The sequence below is a fragment of the Streptomyces sp. NPDC031132 genome, assembly GCF_055570595.1.
This window is the reverse complement of the sequence record NZ_JBVIGX010000001.1, coordinates 484536-507244: the sequence shown is the minus strand read 5'-3', so window position 1 is coordinate 507244 and position 22709 is coordinate 484536. Positions and strand designations below refer to the sequence as shown.

Annotated in this window: 18 protein-coding genes; 10 read left to right on the top strand and 8 right to left on the bottom strand. The window is 71.0% G+C overall.

The features are described from left to right. The first annotated feature begins 157 nt into the window (after positions 1–157). The 8 genes from ACZ49B_RS02265 to ACZ49B_RS02230 all read left to right on the top strand — a co-directional run bounded on the left by ACZ49B_RS02265 (position 158) and on the right by ACZ49B_RS02230 (position 10550). Positions 158–3850 carry a nitrate- and nitrite sensing domain-containing protein gene (locus ACZ49B_RS02265; protein WP_468299597.1) on the top strand — a complete coding sequence of 1231 codons (3693 nt, stop codon included), beginning with the start codon at positions 158–160 and terminating at the stop codon, positions 3848–3850. Positions 3851–3859: 9 nt separating this feature from the next. After that, positions 3860–4273, top strand: coding sequence for a roadblock/LC7 domain-containing protein (locus ACZ49B_RS02260; RefSeq protein WP_008739864.1), 414 nt, complete (start codon positions 3860–3862; stop codon positions 4271–4273). Between the two features lie 151 nt (positions 4274–4424). Continuing rightward, on the top strand, positions 4425–4820 hold the full coding sequence (locus tag ACZ49B_RS02255; RefSeq protein ID WP_030162861.1) for a DUF742 domain-containing protein: 396 nt from the start codon (positions 4425–4427) through the stop codon (positions 4818–4820). Continuing rightward, positions 4801–5382, top strand: a complete 582-nt coding sequence (locus ACZ49B_RS02250; RefSeq protein ID WP_132757017.1) for an ATP/GTP-binding protein — start codon at positions 4801–4803, stop codon at positions 5380–5382. The genes ACZ49B_RS02255 and ACZ49B_RS02250 overlap by 20 nt, the downstream gene beginning before the upstream one ends. 333 nt (positions 5383–5715) lie before the next feature. After that, positions 5716–8913 carry a sensor histidine kinase gene (locus tag ACZ49B_RS02245; RefSeq protein ID WP_468299594.1) on the top strand — a complete coding sequence of 1066 codons (3198 nt, stop codon included), beginning with the start codon at positions 5716–5718 and terminating at the stop codon, positions 8911–8913. A 10-nt stretch (positions 8914–8923) separates the two neighbouring features. Continuing rightward, positions 8924–9337: a roadblock/LC7 domain-containing protein gene (locus ACZ49B_RS02240; protein ID WP_008739857.1), complete on the top strand. Its 414-nt coding sequence runs from the start codon at positions 8924–8926 to the stop codon at positions 9335–9337. Between the two features lie 93 nt (positions 9338–9430). Beyond that, positions 9431–9988: a DUF742 domain-containing protein gene (locus tag ACZ49B_RS02235; protein ID WP_468299592.1), complete on the top strand. Its 558-nt coding sequence runs from the start codon at positions 9431–9433 to the stop codon at positions 9986–9988. After that, positions 9969–10550: a GTP-binding protein gene (locus ACZ49B_RS02230; RefSeq protein ID WP_037792108.1), complete on the top strand. Its 582-nt coding sequence runs from the start codon at positions 9969–9971 to the stop codon at positions 10548–10550. The genes ACZ49B_RS02235 and ACZ49B_RS02230 overlap by 20 nt, the downstream gene beginning before the upstream one ends. 138 nt (positions 10551–10688) lie before the next feature. Here the strand turns inward: ACZ49B_RS02230 and ACZ49B_RS02225 are convergent, their stop codons facing one another. Both ACZ49B_RS02225 and ACZ49B_RS02220 read right to left on the bottom strand, forming a co-directional pair. Continuing rightward, the gene (locus ACZ49B_RS02225) at positions 10689–10892 is read right to left on the bottom strand and encodes an acyl-CoA carboxylase subunit epsilon (RefSeq protein ID WP_383515365.1); all 204 of its coding nucleotides are present in this window, start codon (positions 10890–10892) and stop codon (positions 10689–10691) included. Between the two features lie 22 nt (positions 10893–10914). Further along, the gene (locus tag ACZ49B_RS02220) at positions 10915–12498 is read right to left on the bottom strand and encodes an acyl-CoA carboxylase subunit beta (RefSeq protein ID WP_030304122.1); all 1584 of its coding nucleotides are present in this window, start codon (positions 12496–12498) and stop codon (positions 10915–10917) included. Positions 12499–12756: 258 nt separating this feature from the next. Between ACZ49B_RS02220 and ACZ49B_RS02215 the strand changes: the two genes are divergently transcribed. Further along, positions 12757–13365 (top strand): YceI family protein, encoded by a 609-nt coding sequence (locus ACZ49B_RS02215; protein ID WP_468299588.1) that lies wholly within the window; start codon positions 12757–12759, stop codon positions 13363–13365. A gap of 32 nt (positions 13366–13397) precedes the next feature. Here ACZ49B_RS02215 and ACZ49B_RS02210 read toward each other — a convergent pair whose 3' ends face one another. The 6 genes from ACZ49B_RS02210 to ureA all read right to left on the bottom strand — a co-directional run bounded on the left by ACZ49B_RS02210 (position 13398) and on the right by ureA (position 20959). After that, the gene (locus ACZ49B_RS02210) at positions 13398–14744 is read right to left on the bottom strand and encodes a hypothetical protein (protein WP_468299586.1); all 1347 of its coding nucleotides are present in this window, start codon (positions 14742–14744) and stop codon (positions 13398–13400) included. Positions 14745–14843: 99 nt separating this feature from the next. Further along, complete coding sequence (cimA, locus tag ACZ49B_RS02205; RefSeq protein ID WP_468299584.1) at positions 14844–16475, bottom strand: citramalate synthase; 1632 nt, start codon at positions 16473–16475, stop codon at positions 14844–14846. Positions 16476–16770: 295 nt separating this feature from the next. Then, positions 16771–17379 (bottom strand): TetR/AcrR family transcriptional regulator, encoded by a 609-nt coding sequence (locus tag ACZ49B_RS02200; protein ID WP_468299582.1) that lies wholly within the window; start codon positions 17377–17379, stop codon positions 16771–16773. A 28-nt stretch (positions 17380–17407) separates the two neighbouring features. Continuing rightward, positions 17408–18445, bottom strand: coding sequence for an agmatine deiminase family protein (locus ACZ49B_RS02195; RefSeq protein WP_468299580.1), 1038 nt, complete (start codon positions 18443–18445; stop codon positions 17408–17410). Between the two features lie 34 nt (positions 18446–18479). Continuing rightward, on the bottom strand, positions 18480–20213 hold the full coding sequence (locus ACZ49B_RS02190) for an urease subunit alpha (RefSeq protein WP_468299578.1): 1734 nt from the start codon (positions 20211–20213) through the stop codon (positions 18480–18482). Continuing rightward, positions 20210–20959 carry an urease subunit gamma gene (gene ureA / locus ACZ49B_RS02185; RefSeq protein ID WP_468299576.1) on the bottom strand — a complete coding sequence of 250 codons (750 nt, stop codon included), beginning with the start codon at positions 20957–20959 and terminating at the stop codon, positions 20210–20212. The genes ACZ49B_RS02190 and ureA overlap by 4 nt, the downstream gene beginning before the upstream one ends. A 156-nt stretch (positions 20960–21115) precedes the next feature. Between ureA and ACZ49B_RS02180 the strand changes: the two genes are divergently transcribed. After that, positions 21116–22558: a cytosine permease gene (locus ACZ49B_RS02180; RefSeq protein ID WP_468299574.1), complete on the top strand. Its 1443-nt coding sequence runs from the start codon at positions 21116–21118 to the stop codon at positions 22556–22558. The last annotated feature ends 151 nt before the right edge of the window (positions 22559–22709 follow it).

Sequence of the window (22709 nt, the reverse complement as noted above, 5' to 3'; positions counted from 1 at the left end):
CCGGCGCGCAGGTGGCGCGACACAGCGCCGCGCGCGGCGGCAAGGAGAGGGAGACGCGCCGGTCACCGACGACCACCATGGGGCCGAAATGCCCCACGACTCGACACCGTCCCACCGGTCGCCCGGCGGGACGCCTGGTCCAGAGGTTGCGACGCTAGTGCAGGGACGATTCAAGAGGGATGGCAGCGCTGCGGCGGAGCAGGAGCCGCGCGGCGGGACCGACCGTGGCTCCTCGCCCCAGCACGCCCAGAACCGCGGGCCGGCTGTCGAAGGCGCACGCTCCGACTCCTCCGCCACGGTGAACGCCGTGAAGGGGAAGGCACGCCTCAAGCCCCGGGGCAAGGCGAAGAGCGAAGAGCCCGCCGACAAGGACGTGGCGATACCGAAGGCCCCCAGCGGGCCCGGTTCGCGATTCGCCATGCAGAACTGGCGCATCAGCACGCGACTCGTGTCGCTGCTGACCCTGCCGGTCGTCGCCGCCACCACGCTCGGTGGCTTCCGCATCAACGACTCGCTCAACGACATCGACCAGCTGGAGCACATGCAGCTGCTGACGACGATGACCCGGCAGGCCACCAACCTGGCCGCCATGCTCCAGGAGGAGCGGGACAGGTCCGCGGGTCCGCTGTCGGCCGACAAGTCGGGCAAGCCCAACACCCTCGTCACGGGTGTCCGCGACCAGACCGACGCCGCCGCCAAGTCTTTCGCCGCCGCGACCGACAAGGTCGACAGCGCGGAGGACAAGGACGAGACCCTCAAGTCGATCCGCAACAACATCCTGCAGATCGGCCGCCAGCTCACCGGCATCGAGGAAATCCGCAAGAACGCGTACCGCAACAGCGCCCAGCAGACAGTCACCGAGTACAACGCGCTGATCGTCTCTCTGCTCTCGCTCTCCCAGGACATGGCGCAGGCCACCTCCAGCCCGGAGATGATCAAGCGTACGCGCGCCCTGGCGGCCTTCTCCTCCGCCAAGGAGTACGCCTCGATCCAGCGCGCCGTCATCGCCGCCTCGCTGCCCGACAGCGGCGCGCAGGCCACCGCCCTCTCCGAGAACGACCGCCTGTACGCCCTCGCCGCGCTCCGCGGCGAGAGCCAGGCGAAGAAGACCTTCGAACTCGTCTACCAGGGCAAGCCCGAGGAACTCCTCGCGGTGCTCGGTGACGGCAACGCGGAGATCGGCAAGGCGGACCACTACACCCGCCGCGTCCTGTCGACCCAGGGTCAGTTCGCCAAGGAGACGCAGTACCGGTCCTGGATGGACTGGTACGACGCGGACGACACCAAGGTCCAGGCGATGAAGCAGATCGAGCTCACCCTGCTCGAGGACATGGAGCAGAAGGCCCGCGAGCTCAAGAACTCCTCGCAGCAGGACGCCATCATCAACGGTGCCCTGATCCTCCTCGTCCTCGGTGTCTCGCTCGTCGGTGCCTTCGTCATGGCGCGGTCGATGATCCGCTCGCTGCGCCGCCTGCAGGACACCGCGACCCGGGTCGCCCAGGACCGACTGCCCGAGCTCGTCAAGCAGCTGTCCGACTCCGACCCGCAGGACGTGGACACGTCCGTGGAGTCGGTCGGTCTGCACACCCGCGACGAGATCGGCCAGGTGGCCGCGGCCTTCGACGACGTGCACCGCGAGGCCGTCCGCCTCGCCGCCGAGCAGGCCCTCCTCCGGGGCAACGTCAACGCGATGTTCACCAACCTCTCGCGCCGTTCGCAGGGCCTCATCCAGCGCCAGCTCTCGCTCATCTCCGAGCTGGAGTCGCGCGAGGCCGACCCGGACCAGCTGTCCTCGCTCTTCAAGCTCGACCACCTCGCGACCCGTATGCGCCGTAACGGCGAAAACCTCCTCGTCCTCGCGGGCGAGGAGCCGGGCCGCCGGTGGACCCGCCCCGTCCCGCTCGTCGACGTGCTCCGCGCCGCCGCGTCCGAGGTGGAGCAGTACGAGCGCATCGAGCTGGCGTCGGTGCCCGGCACCGATGTCGCCGGCCGCGTCGTCAACGACCTCGTGCACCTGCTCGCCGAGCTGCTGGAGAACGCCACCTCGTTCTCCTCCCCGCAGACCAAGGTCAAGGTCACCGGTCACGCGCTGCCCGACGGCCGTGTGCTCGTGGAGATCCACGACACCGGTATCGGCCTCTCCCCCGAGGACCTCGCCGCGATCAACGAGCGGCTCGCGTCGCCGCCGACCGTGGACGTCTCCGTCTCCCGCCGCATGGGCCTGTTCGTGGTCGGCCGCCTGTCCCTGCGACACGGCATCCGCATCCAGCTGCGCCCGTCCGACTCCGGTGGTACGACGGCCCTCGTCATGCTGCCGGTGGACGTCGCCCAGGGCGGCAAGAAGCCGGGTCCGATGCCGGGCCAGGGCGGTCAGGGCGTTCCCGGTGGTCCGGGCGCCGGCGGCCAGCAGGGCATGCCGGGTGCTTCCGCGCAGGGTTCCGTCCCGGGCGGCGGCGCACGTCAGCCCGTGGGCGCCGGCCCGCAGCGCGGCCAGGTCTCCGGCGGCGGCCAGCGTGCCGCGCTGCCGGGACGTGATGGCGGTCCGCAGGGCGGTCCCGGTGCACGTCCGCAGCAGGGCGGCACCGGCGGGCGTCCGCAGGGCGGTCCGGGCATGCCGGGCGCTCCGACCGGCCAGGGCCAGGGTGGCTTCGGCGGCGGTGCCCCGCTGCCGGGCCGCGGTCCGGCCGGCGGTCCCCCGTCGCGTCCGATGCCCGCGCCCACGGCTTCCGGTCAGGGCGGATTCCCGCAGGGCAACGGCTTCGAGCGGCCGCAGGCGCCGCAGCAGCCCGCCCCCACGGGCCCGGTCCCCTCGGCCCAGGCACCCGCCGCCCCGGCTCCCCGCGGCAACCGTCCGCAGCTGCCGCCGCGCGGTGGCGCGCCCCGTCCGGAGCTTCCGGGTGCGGGCGGCGGTCCCGCCGGGATCCCGCAGACCACCAGCTGGGGCGCCGACCCGGCGCGCAGCGGCGGCCAGGCGGACGTCCCGCGCGGCCACGACGAGCTCTCGGGCCCCGGTGCGACGGCGGAGTTCCCCCGTCCGGACTTCAACGCCCCGCGCCCGCCGGCCGGCAACAGCACCACCGGTCAGTTCGAGCGTCCCGATCTGCGGGCCCCACTGCCCCCGGCCGGCCAGAACATGTCCACCACCGGACAGTTCGAGCGCCCGGAGCTGCGCGGTCCGGCGGACCCGTCCACCACGGGCCAGTTCGCCCGCCCGGACCACCAGGCCCCGCGGCCCGGCGGCCCCGGTGTCGGCGGATACGCCCCGCAGCAGCCCCAGGCCCCGCAGCTGCCGCAGGCCTCCCTGCCGGAGGCACTGCCGCCGGCCCCGGGCACCGGCAACGAGCGCAGCCCGATCTTCGACACGCTGGAGTCGAACTGGTTCCACCAGGAGGGCCAGCAGTCCTCCGGTCAGGCGCCGGCCGTACCCCAGCAGCAGGCCGCCCCGGCTCCGGCTCCCCAGCAGCGCCCGCAGCAGCCGCTGCCGCAGCGCGGCCAGGAGCAGGCCGCCGAGCCCGCCCAGGCGGCGAACGGCAACTCGCCGACCGTCAGCTGGCGGTCCTCGCCGAACGACGAGCTGATGCGGCAGGCCGAGCGCGTGCGCCAGCCCGCCGCCGGGGGCATCACGACCTCGGGGCTGCCCCGCCGAGTACCGCGGGCGAACCTCGTGGCCGGCACCGCGCAGCAGCAGGCCGACGCACAGACCGGCCCGCAGGTCTCGCGAGCGCCGGACGACGTCCGCGGCCGTCTGACCAACCTCCGACGGGGTATCCAGCAGGGCCGTCAGGCCGGAAACAACGGCCCGGCGACCGGCAGTTACCACATCGACCCCACTTACCAGCAGGAGCGTTAGTTGAGTTCGATGAGCCAGGCGGCACAGAATCTGAACTGGTTGATCACCAACTTCGTGGACAACACCCCCGGGGTGTCCCACACGGTGGTGGTCTCCGCCGACGGCCTCCTTCTGGCGATGTCCGAAGGCTTTCCCCGGGACCGCGCCGATCAGCTGGCGGCCGTGGCCTCCGGTCTGACGTCGCTGACCGCAGGAGCCTCCCGCATCTTCGAGGGTGGCGCCGTCAACCAGACCGTCGTCGAGATGGACCGGGGATTCCTCTTCCTCATGTCCGTCTCGGACGGGTCCTCGCTGGCCGTACTCGCACACCCCGAATGCGACATCGGCCTCGTCGGCTACGAGATGGCCCTCCTCGTGGACCGCGCCGGCAGCGTCCTCACCCCGGACCTGCGCGCGGAGCTGCAGGGAAGCCTGCTCATCTGACGCCACATCTCCCGGCCGGACGGTACTTCCGGCCGGGGGACCGGGGCGCCAGCCCCGGAACCCAGTACCACCGCCAGGCCGTCATACCGTCCCCCCACCGGCCGCCCCGTCAGACGGCACGCTGACCACTGCTGTCCAGCCCGGAGGATCAATGACCCCGCCCCCCGCCTACTCCGATGCGTACGGCGATTCGTCGTACTCGGAAGGCGACCAGCCGCTCGTTCGCCCGTACGCGATGACCGGCGGACGGACCCGGCCGCGCTACCAGCTCGCCATCGAGGCGCTGGTCAGCACCACGGCCGATCCGATGCACCTGTCCGGCCTGCTTCCCGAGCACCAGCGCATCTGCACGCTGTGCCGCGAGGTCAAGTCGGTCGCGGAGGTCTCCGCACTGCTGTCGATGCCGCTCGGTGTCGCCCGGATCCTCGTCGCCGACCTGGCCGAGGCCGGAATGGTGGCCATCCACCAGCCGGGCAATGGAGAGGCCGGCGGCACGCCGGATGTAACGCTGCTCGAAAGGGTGCTCAGTGGACTTCGCAAGCTCTAATGGCGGAACCGCCCGTTCCACCACCTCCGCGAAGATCGTGGTGGCGGGCGGGTTCGGCGTGGGCAAGACCACGTTCGTCGGGGCCGTCTCGGAGATCAATCCGCTGCGCACCGAGGCCGTCATGACGTCCGCGTCCGCCGGCATCGACGATCTGACCCACACCGGGGACAAGACGACCACCACGGTCGCCATGGACTTCGGCCGCATCACCCTGGACCAGGACCTGATCCTGTACCTCTTCGGTACCCCCGGTCAGGACCGGTTCTGGTTCATGTGGGACGACCTCGTCCGCGGCGCCATCGGCGCCGTCGTACTCGTCGACACCCGCCGCCTCGCCGACTGCTTCCCCGCCGTCGACTACTTCGAGAACAGCGGGCTGCCGTTCGTCGTGGCCCTCAACGGCTTCGAGGGACACCAGCCTTACACCCCCGAGGAAGTCCGCGAGGCCCTGCAGATCGGCCCGGACGCCCCGATCATCACCACCGACGCCCGCCACCGGGCGGACGCCAAGAGCGCGCTCATCACGTTGGTCGAGCACGCCCTCATGGCCCGACTCAAGTAACACGATTCGAGTCACGCGGCTCAAGGGGCACCACTCAAGTACCACGGGTTCTTCACAACGTGAGAGGGCGGGCTGTGTCATAGGACACGGCCCGCCCTCTCGGTTCATAACGTTTCGACAGAGAATTGCCGCCAGTTGGACACAGGCTGCGGTCGACTGGTGTCGCTGCGCGCACAAATGGCTCCATTTTTGCCGCTGCTCGCTCTTTATGTCCGATTTATGCGGGACATAAGTCTCTTGGAATGGCTGATTCCAACTGTTTGGAACACGGCCGTTAACCGTGCTGGAATTCAACTAACTAGCTAGTAGCACCGCCGGAAGGTTGTTGGTCGAGTGAGGCGAAGCAACTCGAGCCCCGCGGATGAACCCGCGCGCGGCAACTTCACCCCGCCGCAGCGCGCGGCCGCGTCGCACGTCGACGTACCCGTGGACCCACCGGCGAAGAGCGGCAGCACCAGCAGGTTCGCACCCCGTAACTGGCGTGTGCCGACCAAGCTGAACGCCATCCTGCTCGTACCCGTCCTCGTCGGACTGGTCATGGGCGGGTTCCAGGTGAAGGGCTCCGTAGACAGCTGGAACGAGGCCAAGGACGCCGAGAAGACGGCCCGCATCGTCCAGGCGGCGGCCGAATACGGCCAGGCCCTGCTCAACGAGCGCGACCTCACCGCCGAACCGCTCCTTCGGGGCGACGCCAACAACGCGGTCGTCGCGAAGGCCCGGGACGCCACCGACGCGGCCAAGGAGCGGTTCGCCCAGGCCTCCAAGGACCTCCCCTCGAACGCGAACCAGGGGCTGGAACGCCGCCTGGAACTCTTCCGTCAGGAAGAGCCCAAGCTCGCGGCGGTCCGGCAGACGGCGTACATCGCGCCGGAGTCGGACAAGAAGAACCCGCCCGCCCAGAACGGTCCGATCCCGACCGAAGAGGGGTACGTGCTGGTCCAGCACTACCTCATGACGTTCTCCAACGAACTCGGCCTGGGCACCGGCAACGTCACCAGCTACGGCCGCATGGTCTACGCGGTCGAGCTGGCCAAGGCAGCCAACTCCCTCCAGCGGGCCGTCGGCACCCACCTGCTGGTGCGGCCCAACGAGAAGGAAGAGACCCGCAAGGCCCAGCTCGTCGCCTTCTCCTCGTACGCCTACCTCGAGGAAATCGCCATCGGCGAGTACGTCGCGGCCGGCACCGAGGACGACGTGGCCCGCCTCAAGGAGGTCATGGGCAAGAAGTCGCAGGAGGGTGCTGCCAAGCTCGCGGCCGCCAAGCAGCAGGCCGAGCAGGCCGGCACCGTCTTCAAGGCACCGCCCATGGTGAACGGTTCCGCGCTCACCGGCATGACCGAGGCGATAGCCGGCGGCGCCGACAAGACCAAGCTCGCCGCGAACGGCACCACGCCCCAGGCCTGGCAGGCCGCGGCCACCGCCAAGTTCGAGGGCTACGCCGAGATCGAGAAGGACCTGCTCGCCAAGGCCGTCAACGACTCCGTCGCGGTCTCCGACGAGGCCCGCAACGACGCCATCTGGACCGGCGCCGCCGTGGTCGTGGCCCTGCTCGCGGCCTTCATCCTGGCCGGCATGATGGCCCGCTCGATGAGCCGCTCGATGCGCCGCCTGCGCTCCGCCGCCTTCGACGTCGCCGAGCAGCGCCTGCCGATGCTCGTCGACCAGCTCTCGCGCACCGACCCGGGCAAGGTCGACACCCGTGTCGCGCCGATCCCGATCAACTCCCAGGACGAGATCGGCGAGGTCGCCCGCGCCTTCGACCAGGTCCACCGGGAAGCGGTCCGGCTCGCCGCCGAGCAGGCGCTCCTGCGAGGGAACGTCAACGCGATCTTCACGAACCTCTCCATGCGCAACCAGTCCCTGATCGAGGGCCAGCTGACCCTCATCACGGACCTGGAGAACAACGAGGCCGACCCGGACCAGCTGGAGAACCTCTTCCGCCTGGACCACCTGGCCACCCGTATGCGCCGCAACGGCGAGAACCTCCTCATCCTCGCGGGTGAGGAACCGGGCCGCCGCTGGGACCAGCCGGTCCCCCTCGTGGACGTCCTGCGCGCCGCCTCCTCCGAGGTGGAGCAGTACGAGCGCATCGAGCTCTCGGGCGTCTCCGAGGCCGAGATCCACGGCCAGGCCGTGACCGACCTCGTGCACCTGCTCGCCGAGCTCCTGGAGAACGCCACCACGTTCTCCTCCCCGCAGACCAAGGTCCGCGTCAACGCCACGCGTCTGCCCGACGGGCGCGTCATGGTCGAGATCCACGACAAGGGCATCGGCCTCACCGCCGAGGACTTCGCGGACATCAACCACAAGCTGGCCAACCCGCCGACCGTGGACGCCGCGATCTCCCAGCGCATGGGTCTGTTCGTGGTCGGCCGGCTGGCGGACCGCCACAGCATCCGGGTCCAGCTGCGCCCCTCGGGCGAGGCCGCCGGCACCACGTCGCTGGTCATGCTGCCCGACGCGATCACCCATGGTGGTGGTGGCGAGGGGATCCCGGACGACGACTTCACGGTGTCCTCGATGATCCCGCAGCAGCACGCGCAGCAGGCCGTCCCGATGCGTACGGCCGCCGAGCTCGGCTTCGACGACTCCAGATACGAAGCCAGAGGGATCGACGGCCAGGGCGGCGACGCCCCCGGGCTCAACCCGGTCGGCCGCTCCCTGGCCCAGCAGGAGCGCAGAGCCGCGCTCGAGGCCCAGGTCTACGGGCAGGAGCAGGCCGAGTACTCCGAGCAGGAGTATGCGGAACCACAGCCGGAGCACGGGTACCAGCAGTACCAGGAGTACGAGCAGCAGCCCGAGCAGGGTTACGACACCTCGTACGACTCCCGGCAGGCCCACGGGGCCCAGCAGGGCTACGAGGCGTACCCGCAGCAGGACTACGCCTATCCGGAAGCCGGCTACCAAGATCGGCAGCAGGGCGCCCAGGCGTACGACGGCGGCTACGGATCCCAGTCCCAGCAGGCAGAGTGGCCCGAGCAGAACACCTACTCGGGCGGCTACCAGCAGGGATACGGGACCGAATCGGAACCCCAGGCCGCTCCCGAACCCGCCCCGGAGCGCGTAGGCTTCGACCGTCCGGGCGCCGCTGCCGACACCGGCCACCAAGTGACCGGAGCGGGCCTGCCGCGCCGCGGCAGCCAGCAGCAGGGGCAGCCGGCACGGAAGGAAGCGGAGTCCACCGGATCCCTCTTCGCGCAGCGGCCGCAGCGACAGCAGCAGCCCGCCGCCGCGGAGCGGGACGAGGAAGGCGGCAACGACTGGCGCTCGAACAACGACGAGCGCTGGCAGCAGGCCTCAAAACTCCGTGAGCCGAAGGCGGGCGGGGTCACCCCGTCCGGTCTCCCTCGGCGCGTGCCCAAGGCCAACCTGGTCGAGGGTGCGGCGGAGACGACCCCGCAGGGCGGCCCCCAGGTCTCCCGCGCACCGGAGGACGTCCGCGGCAGGTTGAGCAACCTGCGGCGCGGTGTCCAGCAGGGACGCAGCGCGGGTTCTGAGCAGTCAAGTAACAGCTATGACCAGGAGCGTTAGTGTGAGCCCGATGAGCCAGGCGGCACAGAACCTGAACTGGTTGATCACCAACTTCGTGGACAACACCCCCGGGGTGTCCCACACGGTGGTGGTCTCCGCCGACGGCCTTCTTCTGGCGATGTCCGACGGATTCCCGCGCGACCGCGCCGATCAGCTGGCGGCCGTGGCCTCCGGTCTGACGTCGCTGACCGCAGGAGCCTCCCGCATCTTCGAGGGTGGCGCCGTCAACCAGACCGTCGTCGAGATGGACCGGGGATTCCTCTTCCTCATGTCCGTCTCGGACGGATCTTCGCTCGCGGTGCTCGCGCACCCCGAGTGCGACATCGGCCTCGTGGGCTACGAGATGGCCCTCCTTGTGGACCGAGCAGGCAGTGTCCTCACTCCGGAACTGCGCTCGGAGCTGCAGGGAAGTCTTCTCAACTAGCAAACAGGCAGTGCGTTTCGCGTCATCGCACCATAGGGTGCGGTGGCGCGGTTCCACAGGGAGTACTGCGTTCTTGGAGTCGGAGGAGGAAACGTGACAACACCCGGAGGTCATCCTTATGGCGGCGCGCAGCAGCCGCAGGGTGGGCAGCACGACCAGAACCGCTTCAACTTCCCCTCCGCTCCCAGCCGGCCCGTGCCGGAGCACAACCCCTACCAGCAGCCGTACGGCCAGCCCCAGCAGGTCCAGCCGCCTCACCGGCCTTCGCAGCCGCCCCACCGGGCTGCGCAGCCGCAGGCCCCCAAGGCCCACAACCCGCTGGTGCGTCCGTACGCAATGACCGGCGGCCGTACCCGGCCGCGCTACCAGCTCGCCATCGAGGCGCTGGTCAGTACCACGGCCGATCCCGCGCGGCTGCAAGGGCAGTTGCCCGAGCACCAGCGCATCTGCCGCCTGTGCCAGGAGATCAAATCCGTCGCGGAGATCTCGGCACTTCTCTCCATTCCTCTTGGTGTCGCCCGCATCCTCGTCGCCGACCTGGCGGAGGCGGGCCTTGTCGCCATTCACCAGCCCGGCGGCGACGAGTCTGCCGGTGGCCAGCCAGATGTGACACTGCTCGAAAGGGTGCTCAGTGGACTTCGCAAGCTCTAACGGCGGAGCGGCTCGCTCCACCACCTCCGCGAAGATCGTGGTGGCGGGCGGCTTCGGCGTGGGCAAGACCACGTTCGTCGGCGCGGTCTCCGAGATCAACCCGCTGCGCACCGAAGCCGTGATGACCTCCGCGTCCGCCGGCATCGACGATCTGACCCACACCGGGGACAAGACGACCACCACGGTCGCCATGGACTTCGGCCGCATCACCCTGGACCAGGACCTGATCCTGTACCTCTTCGGTACCCCCGGTCAGGACCGGTTCTGGTTCATGTGGGACGACCTCGTCCGCGGCGCCATCGGCGCCGTCGTACTCGTCGACACCCGCCGCCTCGCCGACTGCTTCCCCGCCGTCGACTACTTCGAGAACAGCGGCCTGCCGTTCGTGATCGCCCTCAACGGCTTCGACGGGCACCAGCCCTACACTCCGGAGGAAGTCCGCGAGGCCCTGCAGATCGGCCCGGACGCCCCGATCATCACCACCGACGCCCGCCACCGAGCGGACGCCAAGAGCGCGCTCATCACGCTCGTGGAGCACGCCCTGATGGCCCGCCTGCGCTAGGCGCCACGGCCCACGCGAAAGGCCCCCGCACTCCTCGGAGTGCGGGGGCCTTTCCGTCGGGCGCCCACGGCCGCGCACGACGAAGCCCCGTACGTACGGGCAGTCGTACGTACGGGGCTTCGTGAGGCTCTGCGGGGACTAGCCCTGCCAGCTGTGCGGGGCGCGGAAGCCGGGGGTGCGCTCCAGGCGCCGCCAGCGGGCCTGGGAGCCGATGCGGTGCACCGGGCGGGCCTCCGGGGTGGCCGCGGCGCGGGCCAGCAGGATCGCGGTGATCGCGGCCAGCTCCTCGGGGGCGGCGTTGCCCTTCTCGACGCGCAGCAGGGTGTCGGCGGTCTTGCTCATGGGTGGCAGGTCTCCTTCGCTGTTACTGCGGCGGGTTGCCGTGCTTGCGGGACGGCAGGTCGGCGTGCTTGCTGCGGAGCATCGCCAGGGCGCTGATCAGGGTTTCGCGGGTCTCGGCCGGGTCGATGACGTCGTCGACGAGACCGCGTTCGGCGGCGTAGTACGGGTGCATGAGCTCGGCCTTGTACTCCTTGACCATGCGCGCGCGCATCGCCTCGGGGTCTTCGGCCTCCGCGATCTGCTTGCGGAAGATGACGTTGGCGGCGCCCTCGGCGCCCATGACCGCGATCTCGTTCGTCGGCCAGGCGTACGTGATGTCCGCGCCGATGGACTGGGAGTCCATGACGATGTACGCGCCGCCGTAGGCCTTGCGCAGGATCAGCGAGATCCGCGGGACCGTGGCGTTGCAGTACGCGTACAGGAGCTTCGCGCCGTGGCGGATGATGCCGCCGTGCTCCTGGTCGACGCCCGGCAGGAAGCCGGGGACGTCCAGCAGCGTGATGATCGGGATGTTGAAGGCGTCGCACATCTGGACGAAGCGCGCGGCCTTCTCGGAGGCCTCGATGTCGAGGACGCCCGCGAGGTGGCCGGGCTGGTTGGCGACGATGCCGACGACCTGGCCGTCGAGCCGCGCCAGGGCGCAGATGATGTTGCGGGCCCAGCGCTCGTGGATCTCCAGGACGTCGCCTTCGTCGACGAGCTCCTCGATCACCTTGAGCATGTCGTACGGGCGGTTGCCGTCCGCCGGGACGAGGTCCAGCAGGACGTCCGAGCGCCGGTCGGCGGGGTCGGAGGTCTCGTGGACCGGCGGGTTCTCCCGGTTGTTGGAGGGCAGCATCGAGATGAGGTAGCGCACCTCGGAGATGCAGGTCTCCTCGTCGTCGTACGCGAAGTGCGCGACGCCGGAGGTCTCGGCGTGCACGTCCGCGCCGCCGAGGCCGTTCTGGGAGATCTCCTCACCGGTGACGGCGCGGACGACGTCGGGGCCGGTGATGAACATCTGCGAGGTCTCGCGGACCATGAACACGAAGTCGGTCAGGGCCGGCGAGTACGCGGCGCCGCCGGCGCACGGGCCCAGCATGACCGAGATCTGCGGGATGACACCCGAGGCCTTGGTGTTGCGCTGGAAGATGCCGCCGTAGCCGGCGAGCGCGGAGACGCCCTCCTGGATGCGGGCGCCGGCGCCGTCGTTCAGGGAGACCAGCGGGGCTCCGGCCGCGATGGCCATGTCCATGATCTTGTGGATCTTCGTGGCGTGGGCCTCGCCCAGGGCGCCGCCGAAGATGCGGAAGTCGTGCGCGTAGACGAAGACCGTGCGGCCCTCGACCGTGCCCCAGCCGGTGATGACACCGTCGGTGTACGGCTTCTTGCCCTCGAGGCCGAAGCCGGTCGCCCGGTGGCGGCGCAGCTGTTCGACCTCCTTGAAGGAACCCTCGTCGAGCAGCAGCGCGATGCGCTCGCGCGCGGTCAGCTTGCCCTTGGCGTGCTGCGCCTCGGTCGCCCGGTCACTGGGTCCACGCCGCGCCTGCTCGCGCAGGGAGTGCAGCTCGGCCACGCGCCCGCGGGCGTCCGTCGGCTCGCTCGGAGTCTGGTCCACAACGGTCATGTATCGACCTTACGAAGCGGTCGAAGAAAAACCTCCGTTGGTTCCACACAGTCTCGGGTGTGTTCCGCTGTCCGGCCCGGACAGAACCGCCACGTGATGCGCGGACACCACCAGGCAGGGCCGCCCTCCTTTGTGGAGTGTCCACAAAAGGGCGCGACACGCCCCCGGAATGTTGAAATTTGAACGGAATAGGTCTAGCGTCGTTCTCGTTGAAAGTTCAACCAACACCCGAGCAGGGCATCCCCCAAGGAGCACATCATGGGTCTCTTCACCCGCCGCAGCCAGGACACCACCACCGCCGTCGCCACCCTCGAGGTGGACCCGGCCCTGGCCGCCCTCACCGGCGACTACGTCATCGACGCCGCCCACAGCAGCATCGGCTTCACCGTCCGCCACGCGATGGTGACCAACGTCCGCGGCAGCTTCACCGACTACGCCGGCACCCTGCAGCTCGACGGCAGCGACCCGGCCCGCTCCGCCGCCTCCCTCGAGGTGAAGGTCGCCTCCGTGGACACCGGCATCGCCGACCGCGACGGCCACCTGCGCAGCGGGGACTTCTTCGACACGGAGGCCTTCCCGCTGATGACCTTCCGCTCCACCGAGGCGGCCCAGCTCGGCGGCGACAAGTACCGCATCACCGGCGAGCTGACGATCAAGGACGTGACCCGCCCGCTCTCCATCGACCTGGAGTTCAACGGCTCGGCCACCGACGTCTACGGCAACGAGCGCGTCGGCTTCGAGGGCGCCACCGAGATCCTGCGCTCCGACTGGGGCCTGACCTGGAACGCCGCGCTGGAGGCCGGCGGCGTCATGGTCAGCGACAAGGTGAAGCTGACCTTCGACATCTCGGCCATCAAGCAGGCCTGACCCGCCTGACGCCGCCGGGGCCGGGGGCGGTTCTAGAAGCCGCCCCCACCGTCGAAGCCGCCGCCGCCGTCGAACCCACCGCCGCCGCCGAAGTCCCCTCCCCCGAAGTCGGAGGAGTCGAAGTCGGCGCCGGAGTAGTCCCCGCCGTCGTAGCCGCCCATGTCGGAGGCGTAGGCGGGGCTCGACATCATCGAGCCGAGCAGCGTGCCCACGAGCAGGCCGGGCAGGATGCCGCCGCCGAAGTATCCGCCCGCCCAGGGGCCGTACGCCGGGCCTGCGTCGTAGTACGGGCGCGGCCCGTACTCGGTGTCGACCGTGCGGACCATCGGGTCCTTGCCCTCGCGCAGGCGGACGGCGTCCGCCGCGCACACGGGGACGGTACGCGCCGCCCCGCCGGCCGGCGCCCAGCCGGCATCCTCCGTACTCGGCCCGTGCCGCGGGTCGAAGAAGCAGGGCGAACGGCGCTCGGGCAGCGGCCTGCCCTGACGGCGGGCGTCGAGGCTCGCCAGCGCGAACCGGCCGTCCTCCAAAGCTTGGGTGACTCCCCTGACCTCGTCGGGGTGCTGGACCGAGGCCATGATGTCCTTGGCCTTCTCGTACGAGTCGAGGCCCTTTTCGTAGTCCGCCCGCATGGCGTCGTCCGCGCCGGGCTCACCGGGGTGGAAGTCCAGTCGGTCGAGCTCCTCGCCGAACGCGGTGATGTCCTCGTCGACGACCACGCGCAGCTTCTCGATGGCCTCGCGCTCGGCCTCTTCCTTCTTCTTGCGGTTGCGGCGCACCAGCGCGTACGCACCGCCGCCGCCGATCGCGGCCACCGCGCCGAGCGTGATCAGCCCGCCGACCGGGACCCCGCCACCGCTGCCGGAGTCGCCCCAGGAGGCCGGGGCGCCGCCCTTGGCCTGGGCCAGGGCCTGGTCCACGAAGTTGTTCAGCTGCGTGCCCGCGTCCACGGGCCCGCCGGCCTTCACGGCGTCGGTCAGGTTGCGGACGGCGTTGGTGGGCATGACCGCCCGGTCGGCGCCCGCGTTGAAGCCGTCGCCGAGCCGGATCGCGTAGAGCCCGGTGATGCCGGTCTCGGCCCGAACCGTACGCAGCACGCTGTCGGCGGGGAACTCCGCGGTGGCCGGCAGCACGGCGACGAACACCGGCTTCCCGGCGTCCTTGATCTTCTTCGCCAGTGCGTCCGCCTGGGCCTTCGGCAGCTGCGCCTCGGCGCGGGGGTCCACGTAGACCGGGCCCTGCTTGAGGGCCTCCGCCACGGCAGCGGGCCCGGTGGCCGCCGATGCCTGCGGGGCGGCCACGAGGGCGGTCGCGGACAGGGCCAGCAGCAGACCGGCCAGCAGCCGACCGGAACGTACGGGTATCAGCCTGGTCCTCATGTCCCCGACGCTACCGGAACCGCCACTTTCCTGTGTGAGCAGGACATAAACCCCACCTCCCCCGCCACGAGGGCGGGGGGTGGGGTGCGCGCGGCCCGGCTACTCGGCGGGTTCCACGCCGGCGTGGAGGAGGCCGTAGGTGATGGCGTCCTCGAGGGCCTGCCAGGACGCGGCGATCACGTTCGGCGCGACGCCCACCGTGGACCACTCGCGGCTGCCGTCCGTCGTGGCGATCAGGACGCGGGTCGTGGACTCCGTACCGTGCTTGCCCTCCAGGATGCGGACCTTGTAGTCGACCAGCTCGAACTTGGCCAGTTGGGGGTAGAAGCGCTCGAGGGCCACCCGCAGCGCCCGGTCCAGGGCGTTGACCGGGCCGATGCCCTCTGCCGTGGCGACGATCCGCTCGCCCTTGGCCCACAGCTTCACCGTGGCCTCGTTGGCGTGGGTGCCGTCGGGACGGTCCTCGACGATCGCGCGCCAGGACTCCGTACGGAAGTACTTGCGGGCCCGGCCCTCGACCTCCGCGCGCAGCAGCAGCTCGAAGGAGGCGTCGGCGGCCTCGTACGTGTAGCCCGCGAGCTCCCGCTCCTTGACGCGCTCGACGACCCGGGAGACCAGCGCGCGGTCCCCGCCGAGGTCGACGCCGAGCTCCTTGCCCTTGAGCTCGATGGAGGCGCGCCCGGCCATGTCGGAGACCAGCATCCGCATGGTGTTGCCGACCCGCTCGGGGTCGATGTGCTGGTACAGGTCCGGGTCGACCTTGATGGCCGAGGCGTGCAGGCCCGCCTTGTGCGCGAAGGCCGAGACGCCGACGTACGGCTGGTGCGTGGACGGGGTCAGGTTCACGACCTCGGCGATGGCGTGCGAGATGCGGGTCATCTCGGCGAGCGCGCCGACGGGCAGCACCTGGCGCCCGTACTTGATCTCCAGCGCGGCGACGACGGGGAAGAGGTTGGCGTTGCCGACCCGCTCGCCGTAGCCGTTCGCGGTGCACTGCACGTGCGTGGCGCCGGCGTCGACGGCGGCCAGGGTGTTGGCGACGGCGCAACCGGTGTCGTCCTGGGCGTGGATGCCCAGGCGGGCTCCGGTGTCGGCGAGTACGGTCGCGACGGTCGCCGTCACCTGCGCGGGCAGCATGCCGCCGTTGGTGTCGCAGAGGATGACGACGTCGGCGCCGGCCTCGTGGGCGGTGCGCACGACCGACTTCGCGTACTCGGCGTTGGCCCGGTAGCCGTCGAAGAAGTGCTCGCAGTCGACGAAGACGCGGCGGCCCTGGGCGACCAGGTGGGAGACCGTGTCCCGGACCATCTCCAGGTTCTCGTCCAGCGTGGTGCGCAGGGCCAGTTCGACGTGCCGGTCATGGGACTTGGCGACGAGGGTGATCACCGGGGCGCCCGACTCGAGCAGGGCCCGCACCTGCGGGTCCTCGGCGGCCGAGCCGCCCGCCCGCCGGGTCGCGCCGAAGGCGACCAGCTGGGCGTGCTTGAAGTCGATCTCGGCCCGGGCGCGGGCGAAGAACTCGGTGTCGCGGGGGTTGGCGCCCGGCCAGCCACCCTCGATGAAGCCCACTCCGAAGTCGTCCAGGTGCCGTGCGATCGTCAGCTTGTCGGCGACGGTGAGGTTGATGCCCTCACGCTGGGCGCCGTCGCGCAGGGTGGTGTCGAAGACGTGGAAGCTGTCCCTGTCGTCGGCGGGGTCTTGCGCCGGCGCTGTCGCCTCTGTCGTCGTCATGCTGATCTGACTCCCGTCGGATGAGTGGTTCCGGATACCCGCCCCGGGGCAGGCCGCCGCCACTGCCCCCATCATCCCGCGCAGTGCGTTCCCGGCAGGAATGGAGCCGGGAAACGAAAAGACCTCTCGCGGGTGCGAGAGGTCTGCGCGCGGGTCTGAGGCACGATGGCCGCTTCCGCGAAGGTTTTCCACGGTTCAGCGGCCACTGCGGACCGGCGCGCTGCTGTCCATAATCATGAGCTGAGCAGGCACATCCGCAGTGTGTCATACCGTCTCACCGCAAGAGCGGCGCGTCTCACGATACGAGAGCCTCGTCAAGGAATTCCGAGACGTGGGCCAGGATGTCCGCCCGCCCTATCCCGGGCAGGCCGACGGCGACCTGGATGCTGAACCCGTCGAGCAGGGCCCGCAGCCGGGCGCCGAACCGGTCGGGGTCCACGGGCCGGAACTCCCCGCGCGAGACGCCCTCGGCGAGCAGGGCCACCAGGTCCCGGTGCCAGGCGCCCTCGATGGCGGCCTGGCGTTCGCGTTCCTGCTGGCCCGCGTTCTGCGAGCGGTTCCAGACCTCCAGCCACAGGGTCCAGTGCGGGTCCCGGGCCCCCTCGGGCACGTACAGGTCCACGTACGCATGCAGGCGCTCGCGCGCCGGGCCGCGGCGGGACAGCAGGGCCCGCCGCTTCGCGCCGAGGGCCGCCTCGCTCCACTCCAGCGTCTGCAGCAGGAGCTCGTCCTTGCTGCCGAAGTAGTAGAGGAGGTGGCCGCTGCTCATGCCGACCTGGCGGCCCAGCCCGGCCATGGTCAGGCCCTCCAGGCCGCGCTCGGCGATCGTGGCCATGGCGGCGACGAGTACGTCCTCGCGCGGCGGCGCGTTCTTCCGCACCGCGCGCACTCCACCCGCCGCCATGGCCCACTCCTTGTCGTTCCGCCTCGGGTCAGACCTTCGGCTGCTGCTGGGTGATGCAGTGGATACCGCCACCCCCGGCGAAAATCGTACGTGCGTCAACCAGGGTCACGGTCCGCTCGGGGAACAGGCCGCGGAAGATCTCGGCGGCCTCCTCGTCGCGCGGGTCGTCGAAGGAGCACAGCACGACGCCGCCGTTGCACAGGTAGTGGTTGATGTAGGAGTAGTCCACCCACTCCCCGTCCTCCTCCAGCACTGTCGGCGCCGGGATCTCCACGACCTCCAGCTGCCGGCCCTGCGCATCGGTGGACGCGCGCAGGATGGCGGCGATGGTCTTGCAGCGCTCGTGGTCCGGGTGGGCCGGATCGGGCTGGGTGTGGACCATCACCACGCCGGGGCGGGCGAAGGCGGCCACGATGTCGACGTGGCCCTGCGTGCCGTAGGTGCCGTAGTCGCCGGCCAGGCCGTACGGGAGCCAGATCGCCTTGGTGGTGCCGAGGTGGGCGTGGATCTCCTCCTCGACCTGCTGGCGGGTCCAGTCGGGGTTGCGCCCGGCGCCCAGCTGCACGGTGTCGGTGAGGAGCACGGTGCCCTCGCCGTCGACGTGGATGGCGCCGCCCTCGTTGACCAGCGGGGTGCTGTACGTACGGGTCCCGGCGAGGTCGGAGACGTACCGGGCGATCTTGGAGTCGTGCTCCCAGCGGGCCCACTCCTGGGCGCCCCAGCCGTTGAAGGTCCAGTCCACGGCGGCCAGCTCGCCGGCCCCGTTGGTGACGAACGTCGGGCCGATGTCGCGCATCCAGGCGTCGTCGAGTTCGCGCTCCACCAGCTGGACGTCGTCGCCCACGATCGCTCCCGCACTCTCCGCGTCACCGGGCGAGACGACCAGGGTCACGGGCTCGTACGCGCGGACCGCGCGGGCGACGGCGCCCCAGGCCGCGCGGGCCTCGGCGAGCTCCTGCTCGTTGGTGAAGGTCGGATTGGGGCCGGGCCAGGCCATCCAGGTGCGCTCGTGGGGCGTCCACTCGGCGGGCATCCGGAATCCGTGGGCGGCGGGCTTTGCAGTCATGGCAGGGTCCTTACGGGCTTACAGCTGTGCCGGTTTACAAGAAGTACAGGCGGTTGAGGGAGACCGAGTCGGCCGCTTCGGAGCGCAGCGGGTCGCCGTCGAGGGTGACGAGCCCGCTGCGCGCGTCCACATCGACCGCGCCCACCCGGGAGTTGAGGAGGAGGTTGCCCGGGCCGATGCCGCGGGTGCCGCGGACGGCGACCCGGCGGCGCCGGGTCGGCATCTCGTCGCTGCCCAGGGCGGCTGCGGCAGCCGAGACGAAGGCGACGGAGATGTCGGCGGCGGTGGCTCCGTACGAACCGAACTGCGGGCCGAGGACCAGCGGTTCGCAGGTGTCGGTGGCCGCGTTGGGGTCGCCGGTGACCCCGTACGCGGGGAAGCCGGACTTGAGGACCAGCTGCGGCTTGGCGCCGAAGAACTGGGGGCGCCACAGCACGATGTCGGCGAGCTTGCCGACCTCGATGGAGCCGATCTCGTGGGCCAGGCCGTGGGCGATGGCGGGGTTGATGGTCAGCTTGGCCATGTAGCGCAGGACGCGGGCGTTGTCGTCGCCCTCGCCGTCGCCTTCGAGGGGGCCGAGCTCGCCCTTCATCTTGGCGGCCATGGCGAAGGTGCGGCGGATGGTCTCGCCGGCGCGGCCCATGCCCTGGGCGTCGGAGGAGGTGATGCCGATCGCGCCCAGGTCGTGCAGCACGTCCTCGGCGCCCATGGTGCCCGCGCGGATCCGATCGCGGGCCATGGCGGCGTCGCCGGGGAGGTCCGGCTTGAGGTCGTGGACGGAGACGATCATGCCGTAGTGCTCGGCGACCGCGTCCCGGCCGAAGGGCAGGGTGGGGTTGGTGGAGGAGCCGATGACGTTCGGCACGCCGGCCATCTTGAGGACGTTGGGGACGTGTCCGCCGCCGCAGCCCTCGATGTGGAAGGCGTGGATGGTGCGGCCGTCCAGGACGCGCAGGGTGTCCTCGACGGAGAGGCACTCGTTGAGGCCGTCGCTGTGCAGGGCGACCTGTACGTCGTGCTCCTCGGCCACCCGCAGGGCGGTGTCCAGGGCGCGGGTGTGCGCGCCCATGTCCTCGTGGACCTTGAACCCGGAAGCACCGCCCTCGGCCAGCGCCTCGACCAGCGGAGCCGCGTCCGAGGACGAACCGCGGGCGAGGAAGCCGATGTTGACGGGCCAGGCGTCGAAGGCGTTGAACGCGTGCTTGAGGGCCCACGGCGAGTTGACGCCGACGCCCCAGACCGGGCCGAACTCCTGGCCGATGATCGTGGTGACGCCCGCGGCGAGCGAGGCCTCCATGACACGCGGGGACAGCAGGTGGACGTGGGTGTCGACGGCGCCTGCGGTGGCGATCAGGCCCTCGCCGGAGACGATGCTCGTGCCCGTGCCGACGACGACGTCCACCCCGTCGAGGGTGTCGGGGTTGCCGGCCCGGCCGATCGCGTGGATGCGGCCCTCGCGGATGCCGATGGAGACCTTGCGGATGCCGAGGACCGCGTCGATGACCAGGACGTTGCTGATCACGACGTCGCAGGTCTCGCGGACGGCTGCGGCCTTCAGGTGCAGTCCGTCGCGGGCGGTCTTGCCGAAGCCGGCCAGGAACTCGTCGCCCGGCTTCTGGGCGTCGTGCTCGACCCGGACGGTGAGCCCGGAGTCGCCGAGCCGGACCCGGTCCCCGGCGCGGGGGCCGAAGACGGAGGCGTACTCGTGGGGGTCGATGTGCCGGCTGCCCGGCGCACAGTGGTCGCTGTGCCTGGTCTGCTTGCTCACGCCTGCTCTCCGTCCGCCGTGCCGTCCGCCGTGCCGTCAGCCGCTTCCTCCGCCGTGCCGCTGATCCCCGTCCCCAGGTAGCCGCAGGCGGCGGCGCGGCGCAGGGCCTCGTCCTTGGCGCCGGGGGCGTCCAGGGGGCCGTCGACCAGACCGGCGAAGCCGATCGCGATGCGGGCGCCGCCGATGGGGACGAGGCCGACCTCGGCCTCGCCGTGCGGGTCGAACCGTACGGACGAGCCCGCGGGCACGCACAGCCGCATGCCGTAGGCCGCGGCGCGGTCGAATTCGAGGCGGGGGTTGGCCTCGAAGAAGTGGAAGTGGGACGTGACGCTCACCGGCACGGAGGCCGTGTTGCGCACGTGCACGTGCAGCGCCGGCTCCGGCTGGGGGGCGCCGGGGCCCGGTACGACCGCTCCCGGGGCGTCCTCGCCGAGCGGCACCGCGCCCCGGATCGGGGACGAGACCACCGCGAGGCGGGACCCGTCGTCGAAGACGGCCTCCACGTGCACCTCGGTGACCACGTCGGCCACGCCGGGCAGCACGTCGTCCGGGCCCAGCACGCTGCGGGCCTCCTCGATGGCCTCCGCCAGCCGCTTGCCGTCGCGCGCGGCCTCGCAGACCGTGTCCGCGATCAGCGCGGTGGCCTCGGGGACGTTGAGCTTGAGCCCGCGGGCCCGCCGGGCCCTGGCCAGTTCCGCCGCGCTGCGCAGCAGCAGCCGGTCGCGCTCCGTAGGGGTCAGCCGCACGCCGATCCACCACCTTTTGAGTCGATGGGTTAGAGCATCACTCTAACTCTTCATTTCTCGTCAATGAAGCATTGACCTGAGACCTGGGCTTAGGTCACATTGAGTGTCGCTCAAACAAATGCGAACCACCCCCCGCCCTGCCAAGGGAGTCCCCCCATGCCCATCGAACAGCGCGGAGTCGACACCATCCCCGAGGGGGAGCGGACGAGCGGTCCCCGTGACCTGATCTCGATCCTGCTCGGCTCCAACCTCTGCCTCGGTGTGATCGTGTTCGGCTGGCTGCCCCCGTCCTTCGGACTGGGCCTGTGGCCCTCGGTCACCGCCATCGTGACCGGCACGCTGGTCGGCATCGCCTTCACCGCGCCGCTGGCGCTGGTGTCCCTGCGCACGGCGACCAACCTCTCCACCTCGAGCGGCGCCCAGTTCGGCGTCCGCGGCCGGCTCGTCGGCTCGGTCGTCGGCCTGCTGCTCGCCCTCGGCTACACGGCGCTCACCCTGTGGATCGGCGGCGACGTGATGGCGGGCACGCTGTCCCGGCTCGTCGGCCTGCCCGACACGGGTGCCACACGGGCCGTGATGTACGGCGTGCTGGCCGCCTGCACCGTCGTCGGGGCCGTCTTCGGCTACCGGCTGCTGCTGCGCATGAGCAAGGTCCTGTCCATCGGCATGGTGGTCCTGCTCGCCGTCGGCATCTACGCCTACGCCCCCGACTTCACCACCGCCGCGCCGCCGGAGACCACGTACCTGCTCGGCTCCTTCTGGCCGACCTGGCTGCTCGCCGCCGTCGCCGCCGGACTCAGCGGGCCCGTCGCCTTCATCACCCTGCTCGGCGACTACACCCGCTACATCTCCCCCCGCAGGCACGGCTCCCGCAAGGTGTTCTGGGCCACCTGCCTCGGCCTGCTCATCGGCCTGCTGATCCCGCAGCTGTTCGGCACCTACACCGCGCTCGCGGCCAAGGCCGGCGCCGACTACGCCGGGCCCCTCGTCGAGGCCGCGCCGTTCTGGTACCTGCTCCCGCTGCTCGCCGCCGCGGCGGCCGGCTCGGTGGGCAACGCCGGCCTGATGCTCTACTCCATGGGCCTCGACCTCGACGCCATCGTGCCCAGGGCGACCCGGGCCAAGGCCACGCTGGTCGCGGCGGGCGTCGCCACCGGGTTCGTCTTCATCGGCTCCTTCGAGTGGGACGTGCAGTCCGCGATGACCTCGTTCGTCCTGCTGCTGACCGCGATCGGCACCCCGTGGGCCGTGATCACCCTGATCGGTTACGTCCGCTGCCGCGGGCAGTACGACGCCGATGCCCTCCAGGTCTTCAACCGCCGCTCGGTGGGCGGGATCTACTGGTACCGGGCCGGCTGGAACGTCGCCGCGACGGTCTCCTGGGCCGTCGGCGCCGGAGTCGGCCTGCTCGCCGTGACCACCCCCTTCTACGAGGGCCCGCTGCTCGCCCTGACCGGCGGCGTCGACTGCTCCTTCGTCCTCTCCGGCCTGGCCGGCGGGCTGGTGTACACGGCCCTGACCGCCCGCCGCTCCCCCGCCGCGGCCGAGACCGCGGACCCGGCCGCACCGGCCGACAGGCTCGCGGTCGCCGCCGACTGACGGCGGACGCCGGGACCGGTGCACCGCGCGGGCCCCGGGGGGGCGGCCCCCCCGGGACAGGGGGGGGGGGGGGGGGGGGGCAGGCCGGGGGGGCTGGGGGAAAGATGGGTCGTTAGGGGGCTGGTGGGGTGTGGCTGTCTGCGGGCTTCCG